Source organism: Thiobacillus denitrificans ATCC 25259 (assembly GCF_000012745.1).
GTDB classification, from domain to species: Bacteria; Pseudomonadota; Gammaproteobacteria; order Burkholderiales; family Thiobacillaceae; genus Thiobacillus; species Thiobacillus denitrificans_B.
On record NC_007404.1, the window covers coordinates 2574989 to 2599316 of the forward strand.

The window sequence follows — 24328 nt, forward strand, 5'->3', positions numbered from 1 at the left end:
CTGAATCTTGAAGGCGGGACGCCGCCTCGCGGGCGCAAAAAAAAGGCGGCCGAAGCCGCCTTTCTCGAGCGCCGCGCGTTTACAGCGAGTAGTACATCGCGAACTCGACCGGGTGCGTGGTCATGCGGAACTTCGTGACCTCTTCCATCTTCAGCGTGATGTAGGCATCGATCATGTCGTTCGTGAACACGCCGCCACGAGTCAGGAACTCGCGGTCCTTGTCGAGCTCGTCGAGTGCCATTTCGAGGCTGTGGCAGACCTTCGGAATCTTCGCATCCTCTTCGGGCGGCAGGTCGTACAAGTCCTTATCGCCGGGGTCGCCGGGGTGGATCTTGTTCTGGATGCCGTCGAGGCCCGCCATCATCAGCGCGGAGAACGCCAGATAGGGGTTGGCCAGCGGGTCCGGGAAACGAACCTCGATGCGGCGTGCCTTCTCGCTCGCAGCGATCGGAATGCGAATCGACGCCGAGCGGTTGCGGGCCGAGTAGGCCAGCATGACCGGCGCTTCGAAGCCCGGCACCAGACGCTTATACGAGTTGGTGCCCGGATTGGTGATCGCGTTCAGTGCCTTGGCGTGCTTGATGATGCCGCCGATGTAATAGAGCGCGGTCTCGGACAGCCCGGCGTAGCCGTTGCCGGCGAAGGTGTTCTTGCCGTCCTTCCACAGCGACATGTGCACGTGCATGCCGGAACCGTTGTCGCCGACGATGGGCTTGGGCATGAAGGTCGCCGTCTTGCCGTAGGCGTGGGCGACGTTGTGCACGATGTACTTGAGAACCTGCGTCCAGTCGGCGCGCTTGGTCAGCGTGCTGAACTGGGTCCCGATCTCGCACTGGCCCGCGGTCGCGACTTCGTGGTGGAAGACTTCGACCGGAACGCCGGCTTCTTCCAGCGCAACGACCATCGCAGCGCGGATGTCCTGCAGGCTGTCGACCGGCGGCACCGGGAAGTAGCCGCCCTTGATGCCCGGACGGTGGCCGGTGTTGCCGTTCTCGAACTTCTCGGCGGACGACCAGGCGGCCTCCTCCGAATTGATCTTCACGCCCGAGCCCGACATGTCGTCGTGCCAGGTGATCGAATCGAAAATGAAGAACTCGGGCTCGGGTCCGAAGTAAGCCGTATCGGCCAGCCCCGTCGACTTGAGGTAGGCCTCGGCGCGACGCGCGACCGAACGCGGATCGCGCTCGTAGCCCTTGCCGTCGGACGGCTCGATCACGTCGCAGGTCAGGATCAGCGTGGGCTCGTCGAAGAAGGGATCCATGTAGGCCGAGTCGGGATCGGCCTTGAGCAGCATGTCGGACGCCTGGATGCCTTTCCAACCGGCGATCGAGGAGCCGTCGAAGGGATGGCCGTCCTCGAACCAGTCCTCGGTCACGATGCGGGCAGGAATCGAAACGTGCTGTTCCTTGCCACGCGTATCGGTGAAGCGCAGGTCGACGAACTTCACTTCGTCGTCCTGAATTCTCTTGAGCACATCGGCCACGGCCATGCTGGATCTCCTAACTGAAATGGGGGTTGAATTCGACTCAGGTGGCAGCATCCGCAACACCGGCGTCACACAAAGACTATTAGCAGCAACCGTGCCATGCACAAAAACGGGCGCGGAGCATTGTGCCACAAGGCGCGCGGCGCGGCATAGTCTGAAAGGCGCGGCCCGGGACGCTCCATTATAGGGCGGAGCGATTACGTCCGTGCCCCGTCTTGGTGCACACCTTTTTCGAGCCTTATGGCCGTATACGAGACGACAACGCGAATAGGCCCCGGGAACGCTAGAATACGCCCGCCATGACCGACCGCTACGCCGTATTCGGGCACCCGATCGCCCACTCCAAGTCGCCTCAGATCCACGCCGCGTTCGCCCGCCAGACCGGGCAGGACATGTGCTACGAGGCGATCCTCGCGCCGCTCGAGGGTTTCACCGAAAGCATTGCGCGGTTCGCCGCCCAAGGCGGACGCGGTGCCAATGTCACGGTCCCGTTCAAGGAGGAGGCCTTCCGTCTCGCCGATCGCCTGACGCCGCGCGCCGAGCGCGCCGGCGCCGTCAACACGCTCATGTTCGACGCCGACGGCATACTCGGCGACAACACCGACGGCACAGGGCTCGTCGCCGACCTGACGGGTAATCTCAAGCGCCCCCTCGCCACGAGGCGAATCCTGCTCGTCGGCGCCGGCGGGGCCGCGCGCGGCGTGATCGCGCCGTTGCTCGAGCAGGCGCCCGCCGAGCTCGTGATCGCCAACCGTACGGTCAGCCGCGCGGAGCAACTTGCCGAACTGTTCGACGGCCGGCTTCGGGCCTGTGGCTTCGACGCGCTCGACACGCCGTTCGACGTCGTCATCAACGCCACCGCAGCGAGCCTCGCCGGCGAGCTGCCGCCCCTGCCCCCGCAGGTCTTCGGCACCGGCGCGCTCGCCTACGACATGATGTACGGCCGCGACACGCCCTTTCTCGCGTTTGCCAGAGCGCACGGCGCGGACACCGCCGACGGCCTCGGCATGCTCGTCGAACAGGCGGCGGAAGCCTTCCACCTCTGGCGCGGCGTGCGCCCTGACACGGCACCGGTCATCGCCGCCCTGCGCGCGTGATGCGCACGCTATGGCGCTGGCTCGGCAAGGGCGTCGCGGCAGCCGTCGCGCTGGTGCTGCTCTACCAGCTCTGGATCTTTGCGCACGTGTTGTGGTGGATCGACCACGATCCCCGCTCCACGGCCTTCATGGAAACGGGCCTCGCGCGCCAGCAGGCGAAGAACCGCGACGCCGTGCTGCGCCACAAGTGGGTGCCCTACGACCGCATCTCCAATAATCTCAAGCGCGCAGTCGTCGCCGCCGAAGACGCGCGCTTCGTCGAGCACGCCGGCTTCGACGTCGCGGGCATCCAGAAGGCGTTCCAAAAGAATGTGAAAAAAGGCCGCCTCGTCGCCGGCGGCTCGACGATCACCCAGCAGCTCGCGAAGAACCTCTTCCTCTCCGGCGAACGCAGCTTCCTGCGCAAAGGTCAGGAAGTCGTCATCACGCTCATGATCGAGTCGACCTGGAGCAAGCGCCGCATCCTCGAGGTCTACCTCAACGTCATCGAATGGGGCAACGGCATCTACGGCGCCGAAGCCGCGTCACGCCGCTACTACAAGAAGTCCGCCGCGACCCTCAGCCGCGACCAGGCTGCACGCATGGCCGCGATGATCCCGAATCCGCGCTGGTACGAGAACCACCGCGGGTCGCGGCTGTATCAAAGGCGGGTGGTATTGATCAAGCGGTATATGGGGAGTGTGGCGGTGCCGCGATAAGTGCAGGCTTTCCGCTCCAACCCCCTATTGTGTGGACGAGAGCGCCTTCCAGTTCCCGACCGGCATAGACGAAGCTCTCACGCCAGACGCCAGATGCCCGGAGCCAACGTTCCGACTCGGTAGGCACCGGCCAGCCGCCTGCCCATGCTAGCGCGTTACAATCGCGGGGCTTTCCCCACCCCGCCCATGACCGAAAACCTCGAAAACCAGTCGCAGGACGACCTCGAGACGCATCTCGCGCAGGTGCAGAGCCTGCTCGCCCGGATGCGGCTGGTAGAGGAGCTCGTCCACCGGCAGGGGGGGCCGCGCCAGGATCTGGTCGAGAACCTGGTGCACAAGCAGAACCTCGCCGAGCTGCAGCGCAAGCTCGATCAACTTCACCCGGCTGACGTCGCCTACATCCTCGAAGCGCTGCCGCTCGACGAGCGTCTGCTGGTCTGGGATCTGGTCAAGGCCGAGCGCGACGGCGAGATCCTGCTCGAGGTTTCCGACTCGGTTCGCGAATCGCTGATCCAGACGATGGACAAGGCGGAGCTTCTGGCCGCCGCGGAATCCCTCGACACCGACGAGATCGCCGACATCGCGGCCGACCTGCCGCGCGACGTGATCGAGGAACTGCTGACGACGCTCGACGCGCAGAAGCGCGCGCTGCTGCAGTCGGCGCTCGCCTACCCCGAGGACACGGTCGGCGCGCTCATGGATTTCGAGATGGTGACGATCCGCGCCGACGTCACGCTCGAAGTCGCACTGCGCTACCTGCGCCGGCTCGGCGAACTGCCCGACCAGCTCGACAAACTCTTCGTCGTCGACCGCGACGAGCGGCTGATCGGGGTGCTGCCGCTCAAACGCCTGTTGACGACCGATCCCGAGGCGTCGGTCGCGGCCGTGATGGTCGAGGACGTCGTGCAGTTTCACCCCGAGGACGAGGCGCAGGAGGCGGCCCAGGCCTTCGAGCGTTACGACCTCGTGATGGCGCCGGTCGTGGACGCCGTGGGCCGACTGATCGGGCGGCTCACGATCGACGCCGTCGTCGACTACATCCGCGAGTCGGCCGACGCCGACATGCTGTCGATGGCCGGCCTCAAGGAAGAGGAAGATCTTTTCTCTACCGTCTGGCGCGCCGCGAAGAACCGCTGGATGTGGCTCGCGATCAACCTCGCGACGGCCTTCGTCGCATCGCGCGTCATCGGCGCGTTCGAAGGCAGCATCGAGAAACTCGCCGCGCTCGCCGCGCTGATGCCGATCATCGCCGGCATCGGCGGCAACTCGGGCAACCAGACGATCACGCTGATCATCCGCGGCCTCGCGCTCGGCCACATCACGCCGTCGAACGCACGCCGGCTGGTGCTCAAGGAAATCGGCGTCGCGCTGCTCAACGGTTTGGTTTGGGGCTCGGCGGTCGGCGTCTTCGCCTGGCTGCTCTACGACAACCCCGCACTCGGCGGCGTCATGGCACTCGCGATGCTGCTCAATCTGCTCGTCGCCGCACTCGCCGGCATCTTCATCCCGATGACACTCGAGCGCGTCAAGCGCGACCCGGCGATCGGCTCGTCGGTGCTGCTGACCTTCGTCACCGACAGCATGGGCTTCTTCATCTTCCTCGGGCTCGCGACCCTGCTGCTGCTGTGAGCGCGCCGACTAGCCGTCATCTCTACGGGCGCCTGCTCGGCTACGTGAAGCCGCACTGGCGCATGTTCGCGCTCTCGATTGTCGGCCTGATCCTCACCGCCGCGACCGAGCCGATGCTGCCGGCGCTGTTCAAACCGCTGCTGGACGAGGGCTTCGTCGCCAAGGACCAGGACTTCATCCGCTGGGTGCCGCTCTTGCTGCTGGGCCTGTTCGTCCTGAGGGGGGTCGCGAGCTTCATCAGCACCTACAGCATGGCCTGGGTCGGCAGTCGCCTCGTGATGGACCTGCGCGCGGCGATGTTCGACAAGCTGATGGCGTTGCCGACGCGTTACTTCGACCAGAACCCCAGCGGCCAGCTGATTGCGCAGCTCGCGTTCAACGTCACCCAGGTCACGCAGTCGGCGACGAGTTCGCTGACGACGCTCGTGCGCGACACGGTCACCGTTCTGGGGCTGCTCGGCTATCTCGTGTGGCTCAACTGGCGGCTCACGCTGATCGTGTTCGCGCTCGTGCCGCTGACCTTGTGGGTCGTGCGCGTCGCGAGCAAGCGCCTGCGCGGCCTCTCGCGCAAGGCGCAGGAGAACATCGGTGACCTCACGCAGGTGGTCGACGAGGCCGTCGGCGGCCATCGCGTGGTCAAGCTCTATGGCGGCGAAACCTACGAGCAGGCGCGTTTCCATCGCGCGGCGAACCTCGCGCGCCAGTTCGAGATGAAGCGCGTCGCGGCCAACGCGGTGTACGAGCCGGTGATCCAGTTCATCGCCGCCATCGCGCTTGCGATCATCGTGTTCATCGCGGCCGGGCAGGCGAGTGCGAACACGACGACGGTCGGCGGCTTCGTCGCCTTCTTCATGGCAATGCTGCTGCTGTTCGCGCCGCTCAAGCGCCTGACCGCGGTCAACGACCAGCTGCAGCGCGGCCTCGCGGCGTCGGAGACGATCTTCGCGCTGCTCGACCAGGACGCCGAGCGCGACACCGGCACCCGCGAACCGGCGCACATCGAAGGCCGCCTCGCGTTCCGTGACGTGGGCCTGACCTACCCCGGCAAGCAGACGCCTGCACTCGCGCGCATTTCACTCGACATCGCGCCGGGCGAAACGGTCGCACTCGTCGGTGCGTCGGGTTCGGGCAAGACGACGTTGGCGAACCTCGTGCCGCGTTTCTACGACCCGGATGCTGGGAGGATCGAGCTCGACGGCGTCGACATCCGCGACGTCAAGCTGCAAAGCCTGCGCGGCCACATCGCGCTGGTGTCGCAGGACGTCGTGCTGTTCAACGACACGCTCGCGCACAACATCGCCTACGGCAGCAAGCGCGAGGCGAGCCCCGACGAGATCCGCGCGGCCTGCGTCGCGGCGCATGCCTGGGATTTCATCCAGGCGATGCCCGACGGCCTCGACACGTTGATCGGTGAGAACGGCATGCGCCTGTCGGGTGGCCAGCGCCAACGAATCGCCATCGCGCGCGCGATCCTCAAGAACGCGCCGATCCTGATTCTCGACGAAGCGACCTCGGCGCTCGACAGCGAGTCCGAACGCCACGTCCAAGCAGCACTCGAGACGCTCATGCAAAACCGCACGACGCTCGTCATCGCGCACCGGCTGTCGACCATCGAGCGCGCGAACCGCATCGTCGTACTCGAAGGCGGACGCATCGTGGAAACCGGCGCCCACGCCGACCTGCTCGCGAAGCAGGGCCGCTACGCGCAACTCCACGCGCTGCAGTTTTCGCAATGAACGACGCGCCGCAAACCGCCTGGATCAAGCCTTCGCGCTCGCTCGTCACCGCGGCTGGCCGCGCGATCGGCGACTACCGCATGATCCGCGATGGCGACCGCATCCTGCTCGGCCTCTCGGGCGGCAAGGACTCGCTGTCGCTCTTGCACGCACTGCATCACCTGCAGCAGAAAGCCCCGGTCAAGTTCGAGCTGCTGGCGTGCACGGTCGACCCGCAGTCCGACCAGTTCGACCCCTCGCCGCTTGCGCCCTACATGGCCGCGCTCGGCGTGCCGTATTTTCTCGAGTCCCAACCCATACTCGAAGATGCGCAGAGGACGCTGACCAAGGACACCGATTCCTACTGCGCCTATTGTTCCAGGATGCGCCGCGGCATTCTCTACCGCGTCGCCCGCGAGCAGCGCTGCAACGTGATCGCGCTCGCGCAGCATCTCGACGATCTCGCCGAGACGCTGATGATGTCGATGTTCTTTGGCGGCAAGCTGAGGACCATGTCGCCGCATTATCTGAACGACGCCGGCGACCTCAGGATCATCCGCCCCCTCGCCTACGCGCGCGAACGCCAGACCCGCGCATTCGCGGCGGACGCCGGCCTGCCCGTCATTTTCGAGAACTGCCCGGCCTGCTTCGCCAAGCCGCAGCAGCGCTACGCAATGAAGCAGATGCTGGCCGAGCAGGAGAAGCAGCATCCGCGCATTTTCAACAGCCTGCTCACGGCAATGCGGCCGCTGATGGGAGAGCCGCCCGCCTAGCGCGGCCGGTTGCGATCCGGCGCCAGAAACGCGCCGGAGCTCGGACGGGTTTTGGTCGCACCGCTTTAGCCGTAAAATCAACCCTTTGTTTTATTTGACGTTTTCCACATCGAGACCAAGGTTATGACGGCTTCCTTCCTCCCTCCCAAGCGCATCCTCATGGGTCCCGGCCCGTCCGACGTACCGCAGCGCGTGCTCGACGCGATGGCGCGTCCGACGATCGGCCACCTCGACCCGGCCTTCGTCGACCTGATGGAGCAGATCAAGGCCATGTTGCGCATGGCGTTCCGGACCGAGAACGCGCTGACCTTCCCGGTTTCGGCCCCCGGTTCGGCAGGGATGGAGATGTGCTTCGTCAACCTCGTCGAGCCCGGCGACAAGGTCATCGTCTGCCGCAACGGCGTGTTCGGCGGACGCATGCTCGAGAACGTCAAGCGCACGGGCGGCGTGCCGGTGGTCGTCGATGACGCCTGGGGCGCAGCGGTCGACCCGCAAAAGGTGCGCGATGCCTTCAAGTCGAACCCGGACGCCAAGGTGCTCGCCTTCGTGCACGCCGAGACGTCGACCGGCGCGCAGTCCGACGCTGCGGCCCTGGCGAAGATCGCGCAGGAAGCCGGCGCGCTCACGATCTTGGACTGCGTCACGAGCCTGGGCGGAACGCCCGTGCTGCTCGACCAGTGGCGCATCGACGCCGCTTACTCCGGCAGCCAGAAGTGCCTGTCGTGCACGCCGGGCCTCTCGCCGGTCTCGTTCTCGGAACGTGCCATCGAAAAGATCAAAGCACGCAAGACGCCCGTGCAGAGCTGGTTCCTCGACCTCAATCTCGTGCTCGGCTACTGGCAGTCGGCGGGCAAACGCACCTATCACCACACCGCGCCGATCAATCCGATGTATGGCCTGCACGAGTCGCTGGTGATGCTCGAGGAGGAAGGCCTGGAGAATTCCTGGGCGCGCCATCGTGCGATGCACGAGAAGCTGAAGGCTGGCCTCGAAGGGCTCGGCCTGCGTTATGTCGTCGAGGAAAGCGCCCGCCTGCCGCAGCTCAACTCGATCTACGTGCCTGAAGGCGTCGACGAAGCCGCGATCCGCAGCCGGCTCCTGAGCGAGTTCAATCTCGAAATCGGTGCCGGACTCGGCGACATGGCCGGCAAGATCTGGCGCATCGGCCTGATGGGCTATTCGGCCAAGCAGGCGAACATCGACCTTTGCCTGCAGGCGCTGAGTGCCTGCCTCGAGAAAAGCGCAGCCGGGGCTTGAGGTCGGCCCGGCGGCGCGTCGCTATTCAAGCGGCGAATGAGGACGGCCCCTGCGCGGGGCCGTAGTCATATCAGCCCCATCAGCAGCAGCACGATCAGAATGATGACGAGCAGACCGATGCCGCCGGTTGGGCCATAGCCCCAGCTGCGGCTGTACGGCCAGACGGGAATTGCGCCGATCAGGATCAGGATCAGCACGATCAACAGTATGGTTCCCACACTCATGGCTTACTCCTCGTGACGTTGCGAGAGGGGCCCACCCGCGCGGGCCCTTGGTCCTGACTTGTGCGACGGGCGCCCGACGCCGAGCGCCCGAGCCCGAACGGGCGCTGGCTGGGCTAGCCGCCGTGGCCGCCGCCCGCAAAGTAGCCGAGCTTCTGCTTGTCTTCCTCGGTGCAGGCGTCGTTGAGACACATGAACTGCTTGCCCTCGTGGTCGAGCGTGGCGATCGAATCAGGCTGCTCGAAGCCTTCGGCGTCGGTGAAGATGAAGTGATAGGCGCCGGCGACGTCGAGTTCGATCTCGCCTTCGTTGGCTTCACCGTAGTCGTGCCACCGGTCCCCTTTGCCCCCCGGGATGTCAGGCGCGAACTTGCCGCTGGTGTCGTCCTTCCACGCGACGATCACGGGCTGATCAAGCATTTGGCCTGCTTTGTCCACGGCTGCGCGCCGCGCCTGAACGAAATTGTTGACGGGAGTGTCCGATAAGGCGATTCGCTGCATGGTGTTCTCCTGAGCTTTCGTTGACAAACAAAATAGGTTCAGAGCCGCCGCCGCTCCCGAAAGAACGGCGCCGCTTTGATTCTGGCAGCGACAGCGGGAAAAAACGGTAGGACAAGACCTATCCCCGCGAAGGCACAGGCTGAAACCCGTCCGGCAAACCCGGCGGGGGCTTGGCGCAAGCGGCGGCGCACGATATGACCGATACTTCACAGGGCACGCCTCCGAGGAGATACGCCATGAAAGCCTATCTGATCGACGCCAACCAGAGGACCGTCAGCCCAGTTGATCTTGCCGACGGACTCGATGGCATACGCCGCTTGGTCGGCTACGAGTCGATCGACTCGGAGGAAATCGACGCCAGCGGCGACCGCCTGTTCTTCGACGAGAGCTGCTTCCTGCGCGATCAGTCCGGCAAGGGGCGTTTCAGGCTCGACAATCTGGTGCCGCTCGCAGGCAAGGCGGTCGTCGTGGGAACAACGGCGGACGGTGCTGGTGTGAAGGCCGCCACTGTCGAATTGACGAACTTGCAACGCCGCATCACGTGGTTGTGACGCCGGTCCATACCACGGAGGCGGCCCCACAGCACAGTGTGCTGCCGGAACGTCGCGCTACTGGTAGATGATGACCTGCTCTTTCTTTTCCGCCCGCGTTTCCGAGTAGCGACGCGTCGCGTCTTTAGATCTCGGCTCGCCCGGACGGTACTGTTCGTCGAGCTGACGTACCACATCAGCCCCGAGGCTCTTCGACGCTTCGGACATGACACGGCCGCGATTCAGAACGACTTTCGCGGCGCGCGAGCCGAGCAGCTTGACATCTTGTCCCTCGCCCAACGCGCTGAATCCAGCTTTCACTTCAAAGGTGCGGGTATTCACCAGGCTGAATTCGGCGAGCACTTCGAGACTCAGCGTCGCGGAATAGGCGCTGCCATTCCCCACCGGGTTGATCTCGTCACGGAACTGGGCGCTGCTCAGCGTACCAAACAGGACGTAATCGGCATTCGGGAAATAGCCCTTCCTGATGCGATCGATCACGTCATGGATCCGTTCGTTCTCCTTCGCCGTATAGGGTTTCGGCTGGCTGACGCGATAGCCCGCCTTGATCATCTCGCCCTTGATGTCGGCAACCAGCTTACGCACCTCGCCACGGTCGATCCGCTCTTCGACGCCGGATTCGAGCAAAAAACTCGATTCGTGCCGCGCGTCGACCGAATCGCGGGCCGTCGCGCGGGATGCGGCGTCGCTCTCCGAGACGCGCTCGCGACTCGAAGCGCGCAAGGATGATTTCTCGCGTGCGTCGATCCTGATATAGGGTTGGACGACCTTTTCCTCGTAGGTCAGATCGGTGACTGCAATACGCGGGCGGTCGGCGTGGGCTGCGGTGGCGACGAGACCGGTGGCAAGTAACATGCCGAGCAAACGCGATGCGCTCATGACTTCTCCCTGTATGGATTTATAGAGGCGCGCCAAATTAGCGCACGGACGTCTTGCGGATTTCCTTCTCGTCTGCCCATTCGAGGACGCCGGATTCGATGTCGACGAGGACAAGACTGAATTTGTAATACACGTCCTTCACGCTGCTGGAACGTTTCACGATCGAGGTGATGTTGCCCTCGAGCCGATAATCCGCACCTTGCATCCGGCCGATTTTCTTGGTGGCACTCTTTTTATACAGGCCCGTTTGATTTTGCCGGATCAGCTCGTCCGTCTGTGCCTGCATCGCGTCGTGATCCACGGCAAAACGCACGGCGCCGCTTTTGAGTAATTGCGCACGAATCGAATCGGTAACCGAGCGGGTGTCAATGTATTCGCTGGTCTTGTTCTTCACGTCCGCGACCGTGACGAGCGGCCGCCCGCCGCGCGCAATCACCTGTGACTGCAACAGCGAGCGGGTCATGGATTCCGCGATCGTCTGCAGGTCGGTCGAGCCGAACTCGTTGGTCACGGTTTCCACGGCCTTGGAGTCGCCATACTGCACGTTGCCGCCGACGACCGGACTGCCGGTCGAGGCACAACCACCGAGAAGCGCGACGACGCCCAAGACGAACGACACCCTGGCAAGCGATGAGGAGAGGGATAAGGGCATTACAGAATTCCTTTCTTTGTTTGCGGTTTACCAAGTGGAAGCGGGCGCAGTGCTGTTTTCAGGGCTCTGCACGACGAGACGGAAATCGGTCGCTCGCGGTGTCGGCGCGACCGCCTGGATCACCTGCCGGCCCTTGCCGTGAAAGAGCAGCGGCTTCCAGGCTTCGTCGTCCCACACGCTGAAACCGTCGGCGTCGAGCCAGCGGAAGCGGTAATACAGGGTTTGTTGGCCCTCATTGTCATTGGCGACCTCTGCTTGGATCGTCAACAGCTCATTGCGCACAGCCTGACGCAAACCGGCGACCTTGAGGTAGGTCATCTCGCCCTGAGCCTCGATCTTGGAGGCGATGGTATCGGCAGCGGCCGGCGTAACCGAGACGGCAGCCGACCAGAGACTGAGGGCGGCGAGAGCTCCGCCCAAGGGTTTACGTAGGGTCATTGCGGTCTCCTTAAGATGGTTTGGCGACTTTGATCGGCGTTGCGGACTTGACCGCAGGTGCGGAGTTCTTCTTCGCTTTCTTGGACCTGCCATTGGCCGTACCGTAACCCATCCTGGTTCCGGCACGAGTCGAGGGTTTCGCTTCCGGGGCAGTCCACGCCGCCAGTTGTTCTGGGCTGTAGCGGGTCTGGGCCACATAGACATTGCCGCCTACGACGCGCACGGGCACGACGGCGTGCTTGCCGGCGACGACGAAGCGTATTTGTTGCTCTCCCTGCTTGGTCGGGACGGTCAAGGTGTGCTCGCCCACAGGCAACATCGCGCGCCCGAGGGATATATGGCTCGGTAGGGTGCGCCAAACGCGCTCGTCTGCGCTTTCCGTCGCAACGGTGGCGATCGTGACCAGCAACCCTGCCATGAGCCCGCCCCGGTCGTACGCGACCTTCTGCGCTGCGGTCTTCGCGACCGCGCGAACCGTTCCACGCAGAATGATGCCGGGCATCTCATCCCGCAGTTGCCGCCGCGCCAGCGCGTCGACGTTGGTGACAAGCGCGAGCGGCAACGCGCGCTTGCCGTCGTCGATGGTCAGCGTCGCCGGTACCGCGCCGCTCGTATCCGACTGGATGATCGGGAAGGAAATCGGCGTCAGTCCAATGGGGCCCCCCAAAGGAACTGGAATAGGGATAGAAATCGATTTTTTTGCCGGCGCAAAACCGCTTTCAACAACGAACAGGGTGTCGGTCAGGCCGGGCGTGGGCCGTCGCCGACGGTCGAGATTCTTCAGGCCGTCTTCCAGCAGCGGTATATTCGGACGCAGTTCGATCGCGGTGCGATAGCCCGGCGCAGCCAGGCTTGCCTCACCGAGCGCCTCGTAGATGAAACCGGCCAGGTAGTGGCTGATTGCGCTCTGGTAGGCATTCTTCAGCGCGACGACGTCGGGATCATCGAGGGTCTCGACCGGATAGCCCTTGAGATCCTTGATGGTCGTCGTGACATTGCGCTTCTTCGCTTCCTCGGCCTCTTTTTCGAATTGCTTGGCGCGCAGTTCGGAAATTACGGCCTCGCGTTCGTGCGTCTTTTTGATCTCGGTGCGTGCGTTGGCCCAGTCGCCGAGGTTGATATGATCCAGGGCAAGCATCGTGGTCAAGAGGACTTTTTCGTAGTCGGCTCCCTCGTACAACCGGCCCTTGTCGTTGACGACGACGCTGCCAACATTGCCGAGAAACTTGGCCGGATCGGTCTTGACCGCTTCTTCCCAAGCCTGGATTTTCTCGTCGGCAGCGAACCATGCATCGCGGCTCTCCGCGAAGCGGCCGTCCAGGCGCAAGAGCTGTCCCTTCTCGAAGTAGTAGAGAAGATCCTTGTCTTTCGACGGATTGTTCTTTTCCAACTGTTGCAGGGCCTGCGTCGTGTTACCTGCGCCGACGAGACTGACGGTCTGTTGCAGTTCTCCGTCATAACTGCGCATGGTGCCGGCACAGCCGACGAGCGTGAGCGGCACGACGATCGTCGTGGCCACGAAACGGACCAGCTTATTCATTTTCTCCCTTTCTTTTGGCCTTCGCGTGAGGCTCTCATGCCCGACCGGCGAAATTCCGACACAAGCGCCGGAATGTCCAATCCATCGCATCACGATCCGTCTGCGGATCGCTCGATGCCCGCGCAAGACATGCAGGCAGCGTAAGTCGCTGCGGTTATCACGGCAGATGGGCAAGTGAGGGATCGGCAAGTGAAATCTGTCGACCGGTCGCTCGTTGATACCTTCCCCGCCGCGAGGCATGAGGCAGCAAGAACGATGCCGGCGGCAGTGTTGGGCTGCGCGCCGACGGCGGTGGCGCGACGGGCCCGCGGATTATCTGGAAGTAGGGAGAGATTTTGCGGCTCGGAGAAAACACGACGGCGGCCCGGCACGGGACCGCACGGCCACGCGTGGCACATGACCGCGCGTCCGGTACCTGAAATGGCGCCGCGGGGCTCGCGTGGCGATGTGTGCCGTGGGTGAAACGCGCGGGACCTAGGGCGGGCCTAAGTCAGCGCCCCTGCCTCAAAGCCCGAGCCGCTGCCAGATCGTCGTGCTCGGCCCGGCCTGATTCATCGTGTAGAAGTGCAGTCCCGGTGCGCCGCCGGCAAGCAGACGGTCGCACAGGTCGGTGACGACGTCGAGGCCGAATGCGCGGATCGAGGTCAGGTCGTCGCCGTAGCTTTCGAGCTTCTTGCGCAGCCAGCGCGGAATCTCCGCGCCGCAGGCGTCGGAAAAGCGCGCGAGTTGGACGTAGTTGCCGATCGGCATGATGCCCGGAACGATCGGGATCGAGACACCGAGCGCGCGCGCGTCGTCGACGAAACGGAAATACGCGTCGGCGTTGAAGAAATACTGCGTGATCGCGGCGTTGGCGCCGGCGTCGACCTTGCGCTTGAAGTTGGCGAGGTCTTCGCCGTAGGAGCGCGCCTGGGGATGGACCTCAGGATAGGCCGCGACCTCGATCTCGAACCAGTCGCCCGTCTCCTTGCGGATGAATGCGACGAGTTCGTTCGCGTAATTGAATTCGCCGGCGTCGAAGGTGCCCGAGGGCAGGTCGCCGCGCAAAGCGACGAGGTGGCGGATACCTTGGTTCTTGTATTCGCCGAGGATGTCGCGCAGGTTGTCCGCGGTGGAACCGATGCACGACAGATGAGGCGCGGCCTCGCTGCCGTCGGCCTGGATCTCGCGCACGGTCTCCAGCGTGCGGTCGCGCGTCGACCCGCCTGCGCCGAAGGTCACCGAAAAGAATTTCGGATGGAGTTGCGCGAGCTGTTTACGCGTCGCGCGCAGCTTCTCGACGCCTTCCGCAGTCTTGGGCGGAAAGAACTCGAAGCTGAAGGTACGTTCGGTCATGCTTCAACCTTTGGAATTGGGAATGAGGGCCGACAACAGCCAGGCGATCACGCCGTAGAGAAGCGCGCCGAGAAGCGCGGCGCCGAATCCCTGCACGTGGAATCCCGGAAGCAGCGCACCGGCCAGCCAGAACAGCAGGCCGTTCAGCACGAGATAAAAAATGCCGAGCGTCAGCAGCGTGATCGGCAGCGTCAGGAGCGTCAGCACCGGCCGCACCAGCGTGTTGATGAAGCCGAGGCCGAGCGCCGCGAGCAGGGCCGAGCCGAAACCTGCGAGCACGATCCCCGGCAAGAGCCAGGCGACCGCGAGCAGCGCGACGGCGTTCAGTATCCACAGCAGTAGCAGGCGCATCGTCGGCTCCCCGGGTCAGCGATCAGTAGCGGTAGTGATCGGCCTTGTACGGCCCCTCTTTTGGCACGCCGATGTACGACGCCTGCTGCTCGGTCAGCTCGGTCAACTGGGCGTTGAGTTTCTTCAACTGCAGGCGCGCGACCTTCTCGTCGAGGTGCTTGGGCAGGGTGTAGACACCGACCGGATACTTGCCCGAATCGCGCTCCTGCCAGAGTTCGATCTGCGCGATCGTCTGGTTGGCGAACGACGAACTCATGACATAGGACGGGTGGCCCGTGGCGCAGCCGAGATTCACGAGACGCCCCTTGGCGAGCAGGATGATGCGCTTGCCGTCAGGCTTGTCCGCGGACGGGGGAAAAATCACGTGGTCGACCTGCGGCTTGATCTCCTCCCACTGATACTTCTCGACCGACGCGACGTCGATCTCGTTGTCGAAATGGCCGATGTTGCAGACGATCGTCTGATCCTTCATCTTCGCCATGTGGTCGTGCGTGATGACGTGATAGTTGCCGGTCGCGGTGACGAAGATGTCGGCCTTGTCCGCAGCGTATTCCATCGTCACGACGCGGTAGCCTTCCATCGCAGCCTGCAGCGCGCAGATCGGGTCGATCTCGGTCACCCACACCTGCGCAGAGAGCGCGCGCAGCGCCTGCGCCGAGCCCTTGCCGACGTCGCCGTAGCCCGCGACCACGGCGATCTTGCCGGCGACCATCACGTCGGTCGCACGCTTGATGCCGTCGACGAGCGACTCGCGGCAGCCGTAGAGATTGTCGAACTTGGATTTCGTCACCGAGTCGTTGACATTGATCGCCGGGAACTTCAGTTCGCCCCTGGCATGCATCTGGTAGAGGCGGTGCACCCCGGTCGTCGTTTCCTCGGTCACGCCCTTCACCTGTGCGAGGCGCACCGAATACCAGGTCGGATCGGTCGCGAGCTTGGCCTTGATCGCGGCGTAGAGCACCTGCTCTTCTTCGCTCGTCGGGTTGCCGATCACCGCGATGTCCTTCTCGGCGCGCGCGCCCAGGTGCAGCAGCAGTGTCGCGTCGCCGCCGTCGTCGAGGATCATGTTGGAGTAGCCGCCGTCGGCCCACTCGAAGATGCGGTGGGTGTAGTCCCAGTAGTCCTTCAGCGACTCGCCCTTGACCGCGAACACCGGAATACCCTCGGCCGCGATCGCCGCGGCGGCGTGGTCCTGGGTCGAGAAAATGTTGCACGAGGCCCAGCGCACCTGTGCACCGAGCGCGGTCAGCGTCTCGATCAGCACCGCAGTCTGGATCGTCATGTGCAGCGAACCGGTGATGCGCGCGCCCTTCAAGGGCTGGCTCTTCGCGAATTCGTCGCGAATCGCCATGAGGCCGGGCATCTCGGTTTCGGCGATGCGGATTTCCTTGCGGCCCCAGTCGGCCAGCGCCAGGTCGGCGACGACGAAATCGGAAGTGGGATTGAGTGCGGCGTTCATCACGCCCTCCTTTCTGTGCAGAAAAAGAAAACGTGAGCGCCGTTGAAAGGAAGCGTCCCGAGCCTGGCGGGTGAACCGTCGCAGCGCTCCTCGGAACCGAGGCGGCATTCTACTCCCGTCGGCGCCAAATGCCGAATGCGAATCCTCTAGTCCGCTGCAGGCCGCCTTCGCACAAAGCTGACCACCAAGGTCACCACCGTAAGCGGCATCACGTAGCTCAGCATGATGCTCGAATACTCCGGCAGGACGTCGTGCTGCTGCGCGGCGAGAACGAGATACCCGACGTAAGCCGCGTAGTAAGCGATGAACACCGCGCCTTCCCAGCGCGCGATTTCCCGGCCCGTGAGCAGGATGGGCAGGCACGCGAAGGCGACCGCGAGCATCACCCAGAGATCGAAGTTGCGCGCGGCATCGGGCACGCCGAGACCGCTCCCCGACAGGACGCCCGCGGCGCCGAGGACGGCCAGCAGGTTGAAGATGTTGCTGCCGACCACGTTGCCGACCGCGATGTCGCGCTGGCCACGCCAGGCCGCGATCAGGGAGGTGGCGATTTCGGGCATCGAGGTGCCGACGGCCACGACCGTGAGGCCGATCACGAGGTCGCTCACACCCATTACTCGCGCGAACGCGACGGCTGCGTCAACGAGCCAGTTCGCCCCGAGCACGAGCAAGCCTAGGCCGACGAGCACCATCGCGACCTGCACGCTCCAATGGCGGTCCCACCGGCTGCGCGGGATTTCGCCGGCGAACTCGTCCGAAGCCGACTGCGAGGCGCGGCGCGACTGAACGACGAGAAACACCGTGTAGGCGACGACCAGCACGAACAGCAGGGCCGACTCGACGCGGCCGATCGCGCCGTCGAGCGCCATCGCCACGACGATGAGCGAGGCGCCGATCATGATCGGAATCTCCTGCCGGATGATCTGTTCATGCACCACGAGCGGCGCGATCAGTGCCGACAGGCCGAGGATCAGCAGCACGTTGGCGATATTGCTGCCGACGACGTTGCCGATCGCGAGGCTGGCGGAACCCGAGAGCGCGGCGCCGACCGACACCGCCATTTCGGGCGCGCTGGTGCCGAACGCGACCACGGTGAGTCCCACGACGAGAGGCGAAATGCCCCACGACACTGCGAGCCGCGAGGCGCCGCGCACGAGTGCTTCGGCGCCGGCGATCAGCGCCACCAGACCGAGCAGGAACATCAGCACCTGCATCAGCATGTCTTACAGCCCCGCAGCCGCCTTGAGTTCGGCCGCCTTGTCGGTGACCTCCCAGGTGAATTCCGGCTCGTCGCGGCCGAAGTGGCCGTAGCTCGCCGTGCGCGTGTAGATCGGGCGCAGGAGGTCGAGCATGTTGACGATGCCCTTGGGGCGCAGGTCGAAATGGGCCTGGATCAGTTCGACGATCTTGGCTTCCGGGATCTTGCCGGTGCCGAAGGTGTCGACCATGAGCGAAGTGGGCTTGGCGACCCCGATCGCGTAGCTGACCTGGACCATGCACTTGTCGGCAAGGCCCGCGGCGACGATGTTCTTCGCGACGTAGCGCCCGGCATAGGCGGCGGAGCGGTCGACCTTGGACGGGTCCTTGCCCGAGAAGGCGCCGCCCCCGTGCGGCGATGCACCGCCGTAGGTGTCGACGATGATCTTGCGGCCGGTGAGGCCGGCGTCGCCCATCGGGCCGCCAACGACGAAGCGGCCGGTCGGGTTGACGAGGTAACGGGTGTCGGCGGAGAGCATGTCCTTCGGCAGCACGGGCTTGATGATTTCCTCGATCACGGCTTCGGAGAGCTGGGCGTGCGACACCTCGGGATCATGCTGGGTCGAGAGCACGACGGTGTCGATCGAGTGCGGCTTGCCGTCCACGTAGCGGATCGACACCTGCGACTTCGCGTCGGGGCGCAGCCATGGCAGGCGGCCGTCCTTGCGCAGCTCGGACTGGCGCTCGGTCAGGCGGTGGGCGAGGTGGATCGGCATCGGCATCAGCACCGGCGTCTCGTTGCAGGCATAGCCGAACATCAGGCCCTGGTCGCCCGCGCCCTGGTCGAGGTAGTCGTCATGGGCGCGGTCGACGCCCTGCGCGATGTCGGGCGATTGCTTGCCGACGGTGACGAGCACCGAGCAGGTGTTGTAGTCGAAGCCGATATCGGACGAGTCGTAGCCGATGCGCTTGATCGTCTGCCGCGCGATCTGGTTGTAGTCGATGACCGCGGTCGTCGTGATCTCGCCCGCGATCACGCACAGACCGGTCGTCAGCAGCGTCTCGCAGGCGACGCGCGCGTGTTTGTCCTGGGTTAGAATCGCGTCGAGAACCGCGTCCGACACTTGATCCGCCATCTTGTCGGGATGCCCTTCAGACACCGACTCAGACGTAAAAATGAAATCCTTCTGCATGACCGCTCCTGTTGTCCCGGTTAGCGACTGCGTAACCGGCTCCGGGGACACACTGAGCGGTGACGCTTTAGCTGTATTTGTATCCCGCCCGCAAGTTGTCAACGTTAACGCGGCGGCTGCCGCATTGTGCCGCGGTGCTTCCTCCAGAGTCAATTCCCAGGACAGGACTTCGATCCACAACGGCGGCTTGCCCCCCTCGGGACGCAAGCCCGTGTCGCGTCGCATCGCGGCGTGATGCTGTTGCTGAAGCTGATCGCCCGCGTGCCGCTGCCGCTGCTGCATAGCTTCGGCATTCTGTTCGGCTGGCTCGTCTATCTGGCGCCCGGGCGCCACGCGCAGCGCATGCGCGACAACCTGTCCGCCAGCGGGCTGTGTCGACCCGGTACGGAGTGCCGCCGCCTGCTGCGGCAAACGATCGGCGAATCGGGCAAGGCCGTGGTCGAGTTGCTGCCGGTGTGGCTGCGTCCCCACGAGGGGGTGCTCAGATTGGTGCGGGACACGCGCGACTGGGAACACATCGACGCCGCGCTCGCGGCCGGCCGTGGCGTGATCCTGATCGCGCCGCACCTCGGCTGCTTCGAGATCATCAACCTCTATTACGCGGCACGTCATCCGTTCACCGCGATGTACAAGCCGCCGCGCCAGCCAATGCTCGCCAGGCTCATGCTCATGGGCCGCCAGCGCGGCCAGGCGACGCTCGTGCCGACTGACCTTTCCGGCGTGCGCGCGCTGCTCGCGGCACTCAAGCGCCACGAGGCGATCGGCATCCTGCCCGACCAGGTCGCGACCGGCGGCGACGGGGTATGGGCGCCCTTCTTCGGCCGCCCGGCCTACACGCCGACACTCGTCGCCAGCCTGCAGCGCAAGACCGGCGCGGCAGCGTTCTTCGTCGCGGCGGAGCGCCTGAGCTGGGGCCGCGGCTACCGCCTGCACGTGACCCCGGTCGGCGACACGCTGCCCGATGACAAGACCGCAGCGGCCTTGCGGATCAACCAGGGCGTCGAAGCCTTCGTGCGGCGCTTTCCGGCGCAGTACATGTGGAGCTACAACCGCTACAAGCGCCCCGGCGGGGCCCCGCCTCCGGACGCAACGACGTGAAGCAATCGCGCGCGCAGCTCCTTCATCCCTCGCTTTTCGGCGTCTGGCTCGGCGTCGGCCTGCTGTGGCTGCTGCACTGGCTGCCTCTGCCGCTGCTGGCCGCGCTGGGCAACGGTCTCGGCTGGCTGCTCGCGATGCGGCCGGGCAAACGCAAGCGCGTCGTCGCGACCAATCTTGCGCTGTGTTTTCCCGACGTCGCCGAGGCGACGCGCCGGCGCTGGCTGCGCCAGACCTTCCAGGCGTCGATGCGGGCGGCGCTCGAATACGGCGTGCTGTGGTGGGGATCGGAGGCGCGGCTGCGCCGCGTAGTGCGCATCGACAATCCCGAAGCCGCGCGCGGCGACGGCAAGCGTCCGGTGATCTGGCTCGCGCCGCATTTCGTCGGCCTCGACATGGGCGGCGTGCGGCTGACGCTCGATCACGCGATGGCGTCGATATACGCGCCCGCCAAGGACCCGGTCAGTGACAGATTCATCCGCCGCGGGCGCACGCGCTTTTCCGACATCGTGCTGATCGCGCGCCACGAGGGCTTGAAGTCGACGCTCAATGCGATCAAGTCCGGGCGCCCGTTCTATTACCTGCCCGACCAGGACCACGGCCGTCACAACGCAGTGTTCGTCCCCTTCTTCGGCGTGCCCGCGGCGACCGTCTCGGCCTTGCCGCGGCTCGCCAGGCTGACGAACGCACAAGTCGTCCCGGTCGTGACCCGGCAACTGCCGTGGGGACGCGGCTACGCCGTGCATTTCTACCCGCCCTGGGACGACTATCCGAGCGGCGACCTCGACGTCGACGTCGCGCGCATGAATGCCTTCATCGAAGCCCGCGTCCGCGAGATGCCGGCGCAGTACCTGTGGCTGCATCGCCGCTTCAAGACCCGGCCCGCAGGCGAGCGAAGCGTCTATGAGTAAGACGCCGTTCGAGGTTTCGCGCCTGGCCGAGGCGGACGTCGACGCCGTGCAATCGCTGGCGCGCACGGTGTGGCAGGCGACCTATCCGGCCCTGATCTCGCAGGCGCAGATCGACACCATGCTCGCCGCACGCTACGCGGCGCCAAGCGTTCGCGAGCAGCTCGAAAGCCCGCGCGACGCCTGGTGGGTCGCGCGCCAGGACGGCCGCGTGGTCGCCTTCGCCCACGCGCAGGCGACGCCGCCCGACTGCAAACTCGACAAGCTCTACGTCGACCCGACGCGGCAGCGCAGCGGCATCGGCGCCGCGCTTATGGATACGGTGGTCGCCTGGGCGCGCACGCAGCAGGCAACTCGGCTGTGGCTGCAGGTCAACCGCGGCAACGCGCAGGCGATCCGGGCCTACGAAAAATACGGCTTCCGCATCGTCGAGGCACGCGTGTTCGACATCGGACAGGGTTTCGTGATGGACGACTACATACTGGAGAAGGCGTTGTGAGCTTCGAAAACCCAGATGACGACACGCTGCGGCGCCTGCTCGATGACATCAAGACGATCGCCGTGGTCGGCCTTTCGCCGCAGCCTGCGCGCCCGAGCTTCCGCGTCGCGCAGGCCATGCAGGGCTACGGCTTTCGCATCGTGCCGGTGCGCCCGGCCGTCGAGCAGGTGTTGGGCGAGAAGGCCTACGCGCGCCTCGACGACATTCCGTTCAAGGTCGACCTCGTCAACGTCTTTCGCGCGGCCGAACATGTGCCGGCTATCGTCGAGCAATGCCTGGCGCTACACTTGCCCGCAATTTGGATACAGGAAGGCATCGTCCACGTCGAGGCCGCCGAAACCGGGCGCGCGGCCGGCATGACCGTGGTGATGGACCGCTGCCTTCTCAAGGAATACATCAGGCTCAGAACCGCATGAACAGCCAGGACCGAACCCCCGACGCGCGCACGCGGCTGCGCTTCACCAAGATGCACGGCCTTGGCAACGATTTCGTCGTGTTCGACGGCGTCAACCAGACCGTCACGCTCACGCCCGAACGCTGCCGGCGCATCGCCGACCGCCATTTCGGCGTCGGCTGCGACCAGATCCTCGTGGTCGAAAAACCGACGCGGCCCGACGTCGATTTCCGCTACCGCATCTTCAACGCCGATGGCGGCGAGGTCGAGCAATGCGGCAACGGCGCGCGCTGCTTCGTCCGCTTCGTGCACGACCACGGCCTTACCGACAAGACCGCGATCCGCGTCGAAACCGCGTCGGGCGTGATCGAGCCGCGCCTGCTCGCCGACGGCCGCGTCACGGTCGACATGGGTGCGCCGCGCTTCGCCCCAGCGGAGGTCCCCTTCGTCGCCGAAGCCGAAGCCCTGACCTACCCGCTCAAGATCGGCCAGCATCGCCTCGACATCGCCGTGGTGTCGATGGGCAATCCCCATGCCGTGCTCCGCGTCAACGACCTCGACAGCGCGCCCGTCGACATTCTCGGCGCGGTGATCGAATCGCACAGCCGCTTTCCGCAACGTGTCAACGCCGGGTTCATGCAGGTGCTCACGCCGCACGACATTCGCCTGCGCGTCTTCGAGCGCGGCGCCGGCGAAACGCTGGCGTGCGGCACGGGCGCCTGCGCCGCCGCGGTCAGCGGCATCCGCCAGGGCGCGCTCGCGAGCCCGGTCAGCGTCCACACCCGCGGCGGCGACCTCGTCATCGAATGGGCCGGCGCAGGCGCGCCGGTGCTGATGACCGGGCCGGCCGAAACCGTATTCGAAGGAGAACTGGAACTCACATGAATGCCATCAGCGACATGCAGCCCGAGCAGATTGCCGATTACCTGACGCGGCATCCGAATTTCTTCAACGACTTCCCGACGTTACTCGCCGACATCCACATCCCGCATCCGCATGGCACGCACGCGGTGTCGATGAGCGAACGGCAGCTGATCGCGATGCGCGACAAGGTGCGCATGCTGGAAAACAAGCTCGCCGAACTGATCCAGTTCGGCGAGGAGAACGACGGCATCTCCGAGAAGCTGCACGCGCTGACGCTCGCCCTGCTCGCCGCGCGCACGCCGCAGGAGGTCGTCGCGGCACTCGCGCTCCACCTGCGCGAAGGCTTTGCCGTGCCGCACCACGCCCTGCGCGTCTGGAACCTCGAGGCCGAGGCGCCGACGCTCAGCGAGCCCGTGTCGCCGGACCTGCGCGACGCGGTCACGACGCTCGCGCAGCCGGCCTGCGGCCCCTTGACGATCGACGAAGCCGGCGCGTGGTTCGGCGAGATCGCACCGCACCTGCGCACCTTCGCCTTCATTCCGCTGCGCCCGGCCGCGACGGTCGCGCCGATCGGCCTGCTGGTGCTCGCCTCCGAGGAAGCGCGCCGCTTCTACCCGGGCATGGGCACGCTCTATCTCGAACGACTCGGACAGATGCTCGGCGCCGCGCTGGTGCGGATGCAGGATTGAATCCTTTCGCACCCTATCTGCAACACCTCGCCGCCGAAAGGCGGCTGTCTGCCCACACGCTTTCCGCCTACGCGCGCGACCTCGAAAACCTCGCCCGGCTGACCGACGGCAAGCCACTCGACACGCTGACGAGCCACGACATTCGCGGCGCCATCGTGAAGCTGCGTGCCGGCGGCCTGGCCGCGGCGAGCGTCGCGCGTCAACTGTCGAGCTGGCGCGGCTTTTACGCCTTCGCGTGCCGGCGGCTCGGCTACCCCGACAACCCTTGCGCCGGCCTGCGTCCGCCGAAGGCGTCGCGCGCGCTGCCGGACATTCTTTCGCCGGACGCCTGCGCGCGGCTTCTCGACGCACCCGACGGCGACGAGGATCTGCTCGCGACGCGCGACCGGGCGATGTTCGAACTGTTTTATTCGTCCGGCCTGCGCCTGTCCGAACTCGTCGGCATCGATCTGCCCGACCTCGACCTCGCGAGCGGCGAGGCCCGCGTGACCGGCAAGGGCAAGAAGACACGGCTGGTCCCGGTCGGCCGGCAGGCGGTCGCGGCGATCACCGCCTGGCTACCGTTGCGGCTCACGCTCGTGCGCACGCCGACCGAGGCGCTTTTCGTCGGCCAGCGCGGGGCGCGCCTCACCCCGCGCAACGTGCAATTGCGGCTCGCGCGTTGGGCGCGCGCGTCGGGCCTCGGCCAGCACGTCCATCCGCACATGCTCCGCCACGCGTTCGCCACGCACGTCCTGCAGTCCTCGGGCGATCTGCGCGCGGTGCAGGAAATGCTCGGCCACGCGAGCATCAGCACGACCCAGGTCTATACCCATCTCGACTGGCAGCACCTCGCCAAGGCCTACGACCAGGCGCATCCGCGCGCGCGCAAGAAGGACTGAGGAAGCCGACTCGAGCGCCCGCGCCCC

The 24328-nt window shown here is 65.3% G+C and carries 26 protein-coding genes and 1 riboswitch; of the genes, 14 read left to right on the plus strand and 12 right to left on the minus strand.

Features of this window, described 5'->3' with window-relative positions:
• Positions 1-79: 79 nt before the first annotated feature.
• Positions 80-1489, minus strand: coding sequence for a type I glutamate--ammonia ligase (gene glnA, locus TBD_RS12565; protein WP_011313015.1), 1410 nt, complete (start codon positions 1487-1489; stop codon positions 80-82).
• A gap of 296 nt (positions 1490-1785) precedes the next feature.
• On the opposite strand from glnA, the gene aroE reads away from it, so the two are divergent.
• The 6 genes from aroE (at position 1786) to TBD_RS12595 (ending at position 8655) form a co-directional block, all read left to right on the plus strand.
• Positions 1786-2583, plus strand: coding sequence for a shikimate dehydrogenase (aroE, locus tag TBD_RS12570; RefSeq protein ID WP_011313016.1), 798 nt, complete (start codon positions 1786-1788; stop codon positions 2581-2583).
• The gene (gene mtgA, locus TBD_RS12575; protein ID WP_011313017.1) at positions 2583-3281 is read left to right on the plus strand and encodes a monofunctional biosynthetic peptidoglycan transglycosylase; all 699 of its coding nucleotides are present in this window, start codon (positions 2583-2585) and stop codon (positions 3279-3281) included. Before aroE ends, mtgA begins: the two co-directional genes overlap by 1 nt.
• Positions 3282-3467: 186 nt before the next feature.
• The gene (gene mgtE / locus TBD_RS12580; protein WP_041432769.1) at positions 3468-4910 is read left to right on the plus strand and encodes a magnesium transporter; all 1443 of its coding nucleotides are present in this window, start codon (positions 3468-3470) and stop codon (positions 4908-4910) included.
• Positions 4907-6646 (plus strand): lipid A export permease/ATP-binding protein MsbA, encoded by a 1740-nt coding sequence (gene msbA / locus TBD_RS12585; protein WP_011313019.1) that lies wholly within the window; start codon positions 4907-4909, stop codon positions 6644-6646. The genes mgtE and msbA overlap by 4 nt, the downstream gene beginning before the upstream one ends.
• Positions 6643-7398: a tRNA 2-thiocytidine(32) synthetase TtcA gene (locus TBD_RS12590; RefSeq protein ID WP_011313020.1), complete on the plus strand. Its 756-nt coding sequence runs from the start codon at positions 6643-6645 to the stop codon at positions 7396-7398. The genes msbA and TBD_RS12590 overlap by 4 nt, the downstream gene beginning before the upstream one ends.
• 123 nt (positions 7399-7521) lie before the next feature.
• Positions 7522-8655 (plus strand): pyridoxal-phosphate-dependent aminotransferase family protein, encoded by a 1134-nt coding sequence (locus TBD_RS12595; RefSeq protein WP_011313021.1) that lies wholly within the window; start codon positions 7522-7524, stop codon positions 8653-8655.
• A gap of 65 nt (positions 8656-8720) precedes the next feature.
• Here TBD_RS12595 and TBD_RS14645 read toward each other — a convergent pair whose 3' ends face one another.
• Together TBD_RS14645 and TBD_RS12605 are read right to left on the minus strand one after the other, a co-directional pair.
• Positions 8721-8879: a DUF3309 family protein gene (locus TBD_RS14645; RefSeq protein WP_011313022.1), complete on the minus strand. Its 159-nt coding sequence runs from the start codon at positions 8877-8879 to the stop codon at positions 8721-8723.
• A 113-nt stretch (positions 8880-8992) separates the two neighbouring features.
• Positions 8993-9376, minus strand: a complete 384-nt coding sequence (locus tag TBD_RS12605; RefSeq protein ID WP_011313023.1) for an AF1514 family protein — start codon at positions 9374-9376, stop codon at positions 8993-8995.
• Between the two features lie 236 nt (positions 9377-9612).
• Here TBD_RS12605 and TBD_RS12610 point away from each other — a divergent pair, with 236 nt between their 5' ends.
• Entirely contained in the window at positions 9613-9927 is a 315-nt protein-coding gene (locus tag TBD_RS12610) for a hypothetical protein (RefSeq protein ID WP_011313024.1), read from the plus strand.
• Between the two features lie 57 nt (positions 9928-9984).
• Here the strand turns inward: TBD_RS12610 and TBD_RS12615 are convergent, their stop codons facing one another.
• The 9 genes from TBD_RS12615 to metK all read right to left on the minus strand — a co-directional run bounded on the left by TBD_RS12615 (position 9985) and on the right by metK (position 18971).
• Positions 9985-10806, minus strand: a complete 822-nt coding sequence (locus TBD_RS12615; RefSeq protein WP_011313025.1) for a hypothetical protein — start codon at positions 10804-10806, stop codon at positions 9985-9987.
• 37 nt (positions 10807-10843) lie between these two features.
• The gene (lpoB, locus tag TBD_RS12620) at positions 10844-11458 is read right to left on the minus strand and encodes a penicillin-binding protein activator LpoB (protein ID WP_011313026.1); all 615 of its coding nucleotides are present in this window, start codon (positions 11456-11458) and stop codon (positions 10844-10846) included.
• Between the two features lie 27 nt (positions 11459-11485).
• Positions 11486-11896 (minus strand): YcfL family protein, encoded by a 411-nt coding sequence (locus tag TBD_RS12625; protein WP_011313027.1) that lies wholly within the window; start codon positions 11894-11896, stop codon positions 11486-11488.
• Positions 11897-11906: 10 nt separating this feature from the next.
• Complete coding sequence (locus TBD_RS12630) at positions 11907-13436, minus strand: COG3014 family protein (protein ID WP_011313028.1); 1530 nt, start codon at positions 13434-13436, stop codon at positions 11907-11909.
• Between the two features lie 504 nt (positions 13437-13940).
• Positions 13941-14771, minus strand: coding sequence for a methylenetetrahydrofolate reductase [NAD(P)H] (gene metF / locus TBD_RS12635; RefSeq protein WP_011313029.1), 831 nt, complete (start codon positions 14769-14771; stop codon positions 13941-13943).
• Positions 14772-14774: 3 nt separating this feature from the next.
• On the minus strand, positions 14775-15122 hold the full coding sequence (locus TBD_RS12640) for a phage holin family protein (protein ID WP_011313030.1): 348 nt from the start codon (positions 15120-15122) through the stop codon (positions 14775-14777).
• Positions 15123-15144: 22 nt separating this feature from the next.
• Complete coding sequence (ahcY, locus tag TBD_RS12645) at positions 15145-16581, minus strand: adenosylhomocysteinase (protein WP_041432771.1); 1437 nt, start codon at positions 16579-16581, stop codon at positions 15145-15147.
• Between the two features lie 27 nt (positions 16582-16608).
• Positions 16609-16679: riboswitch (S-adenosyl-L-homocysteine riboswitch) on the minus strand.
• Positions 16680-16727: 48 nt separating this feature from the next.
• Positions 16728-17801, minus strand: coding sequence for a calcium/sodium antiporter (locus TBD_RS12650; RefSeq protein WP_011313032.1), 1074 nt, complete (start codon positions 17799-17801; stop codon positions 16728-16730).
• 3 nt (positions 17802-17804) lie between these two features.
• The gene (gene metK / locus TBD_RS12655; RefSeq protein ID WP_011313033.1) at positions 17805-18971 is read right to left on the minus strand and encodes a methionine adenosyltransferase; all 1167 of its coding nucleotides are present in this window, start codon (positions 18969-18971) and stop codon (positions 17805-17807) included.
• 234 nt (positions 18972-19205) lie between these two features.
• On the opposite strand from metK, the gene TBD_RS12660 reads away from it, so the two are divergent.
• The 7 genes from TBD_RS12660 to xerC are packed head-to-tail and all read left to right on the plus strand — an operon-like array spanning position 19206 to position 24301.
• Entirely contained in the window at positions 19206-20069 is an 864-nt protein-coding gene (locus TBD_RS12660) for a lysophospholipid acyltransferase family protein (RefSeq protein WP_011313034.1), read from the plus strand.
• Complete coding sequence (locus TBD_RS12665; protein WP_011313035.1) at positions 20066-20977, plus strand: lipid A biosynthesis acyltransferase; 912 nt, start codon at positions 20066-20068, stop codon at positions 20975-20977. Before TBD_RS12660 ends, TBD_RS12665 begins: the two co-directional genes overlap by 4 nt.
• Positions 20970-21473 (plus strand): GNAT family N-acetyltransferase, encoded by a 504-nt coding sequence (locus TBD_RS12670; RefSeq protein WP_011313036.1) that lies wholly within the window; start codon positions 20970-20972, stop codon positions 21471-21473. Before TBD_RS12665 ends, TBD_RS12670 begins: the two co-directional genes overlap by 8 nt.
• Positions 21470-21889 carry a CoA-binding protein gene (locus TBD_RS12675; protein ID WP_011313037.1) on the plus strand — a complete coding sequence of 140 codons (420 nt, stop codon included), beginning with the start codon at positions 21470-21472 and terminating at the stop codon, positions 21887-21889. Before TBD_RS12670 ends, TBD_RS12675 begins: the two co-directional genes overlap by 4 nt.
• Entirely contained in the window at positions 21886-22752 is an 867-nt protein-coding gene (gene dapF / locus TBD_RS12680) for a diaminopimelate epimerase (protein WP_011313038.1), read from the plus strand. Before TBD_RS12675 ends, dapF begins: the two co-directional genes overlap by 4 nt.
• Positions 22749-23420 (plus strand): DUF484 family protein, encoded by a 672-nt coding sequence (locus TBD_RS12685; protein ID WP_011313039.1) that lies wholly within the window; start codon positions 22749-22751, stop codon positions 23418-23420. The genes dapF and TBD_RS12685 overlap by 4 nt, the downstream gene beginning before the upstream one ends.
• On the plus strand, positions 23417-24301 hold the full coding sequence (xerC, locus tag TBD_RS12690; RefSeq protein ID WP_011313040.1) for a tyrosine recombinase XerC: 885 nt from the start codon (positions 23417-23419) through the stop codon (positions 24299-24301). The genes TBD_RS12685 and xerC overlap by 4 nt, the downstream gene beginning before the upstream one ends.
• The last annotated feature ends 27 nt before the right edge of the window (positions 24302-24328 follow it).

Excerpts from the sequence above, each read along its gene's own strand:
- glnA (WP_011313015.1), bottom strand. The coding sequence starts at position 1,489 with ATGGCCGTGGCCGATGTGCTCAAGAGAATTCAGGACGACGAAGTGAAG.
- aroE (WP_011313016.1), top strand. The coding sequence starts at position 1,786 with ATGACCGACCGCTACGCCGTATTCGGGCACCCGATCGCCCACTCCAAG.
- mtgA (WP_011313017.1), top strand. The coding sequence starts at position 2,583 with ATGCGCACGCTATGGCGCTGGCTCGGCAAGGGCGTCGCGGCAGCCGTC.
- mgtE (WP_041432769.1), top strand. The coding sequence starts at position 3,468 with ATGACCGAAAACCTCGAAAACCAGTCGCAGGACGACCTCGAGACGCAT.
- TBD_RS12590 (WP_011313020.1), top strand. The coding sequence starts at position 6,643 with ATGAACGACGCGCCGCAAACCGCCTGGATCAAGCCTTCGCGCTCGCTC.
- TBD_RS12595 (WP_011313021.1), top strand. The coding sequence starts at position 7,522 with ATGACGGCTTCCTTCCTCCCTCCCAAGCGCATCCTCATGGGTCCCGGC.
- TBD_RS14645 (WP_011313022.1), bottom strand. The coding sequence starts at position 8,879 with ATGAGTGTGGGAACCATACTGTTGATCGTGCTGATCCTGATCCTGATC.
- TBD_RS12605 (WP_011313023.1), bottom strand. The coding sequence starts at position 9,376 with ATGCAGCGAATCGCCTTATCGGACACTCCCGTCAACAATTTCGTTCAG.
- TBD_RS12610 (WP_011313024.1), top strand. The coding sequence starts at position 9,613 with ATGAAAGCCTATCTGATCGACGCCAACCAGAGGACCGTCAGCCCAGTT.
- TBD_RS12615 (WP_011313025.1), bottom strand. The coding sequence starts at position 10,806 with ATGAGCGCATCGCGTTTGCTCGGCATGTTACTTGCCACCGGTCTCGTC.
- lpoB (WP_011313026.1), bottom strand. The coding sequence starts at position 11,458 with ATGCCCTTATCCCTCTCCTCATCGCTTGCCAGGGTGTCGTTCGTCTTG.
- TBD_RS12625 (WP_011313027.1), bottom strand. The coding sequence starts at position 11,896 with ATGACCCTACGTAAACCCTTGGGCGGAGCTCTCGCCGCCCTCAGTCTC.
- TBD_RS12630 (WP_011313028.1), bottom strand. The coding sequence starts at position 13,436 with ATGAATAAGCTGGTCCGTTTCGTGGCCACGACGATCGTCGTGCCGCTC.
- metF (WP_011313029.1), bottom strand. The coding sequence starts at position 14,771 with ATGACCGAACGTACCTTCAGCTTCGAGTTCTTTCCGCCCAAGACTGCG.
- TBD_RS12640 (WP_011313030.1), bottom strand. The coding sequence starts at position 15,122 with ATGCGCCTGCTACTGCTGTGGATACTGAACGCCGTCGCGCTGCTCGCG.
- ahcY (WP_041432771.1), bottom strand. The coding sequence starts at position 16,581 with ATGAACGCCGCACTCAATCCCACTTCCGATTTCGTCGTCGCCGACCTG.
- TBD_RS12650 (WP_011313032.1), bottom strand. The coding sequence starts at position 17,801 with ATGCTGATGCAGGTGCTGATGTTCCTGCTCGGTCTGGTGGCGCTGATC.
- metK (WP_011313033.1), bottom strand. The coding sequence starts at position 18,971 with ATGCAGAAGGATTTCATTTTTACGTCTGAGTCGGTGTCTGAAGGGCAT.
- TBD_RS12660 (WP_011313034.1), top strand. The coding sequence starts at position 19,206 with ATGCTGTTGCTGAAGCTGATCGCCCGCGTGCCGCTGCCGCTGCTGCAT.
- TBD_RS12670 (WP_011313036.1), top strand. The coding sequence starts at position 20,970 with ATGAGTAAGACGCCGTTCGAGGTTTCGCGCCTGGCCGAGGCGGACGTC.
- dapF (WP_011313038.1), top strand. The coding sequence starts at position 21,886 with ATGAACAGCCAGGACCGAACCCCCGACGCGCGCACGCGGCTGCGCTTC.
- TBD_RS12685 (WP_011313039.1), top strand. The coding sequence starts at position 22,749 with ATGAATGCCATCAGCGACATGCAGCCCGAGCAGATTGCCGATTACCTG.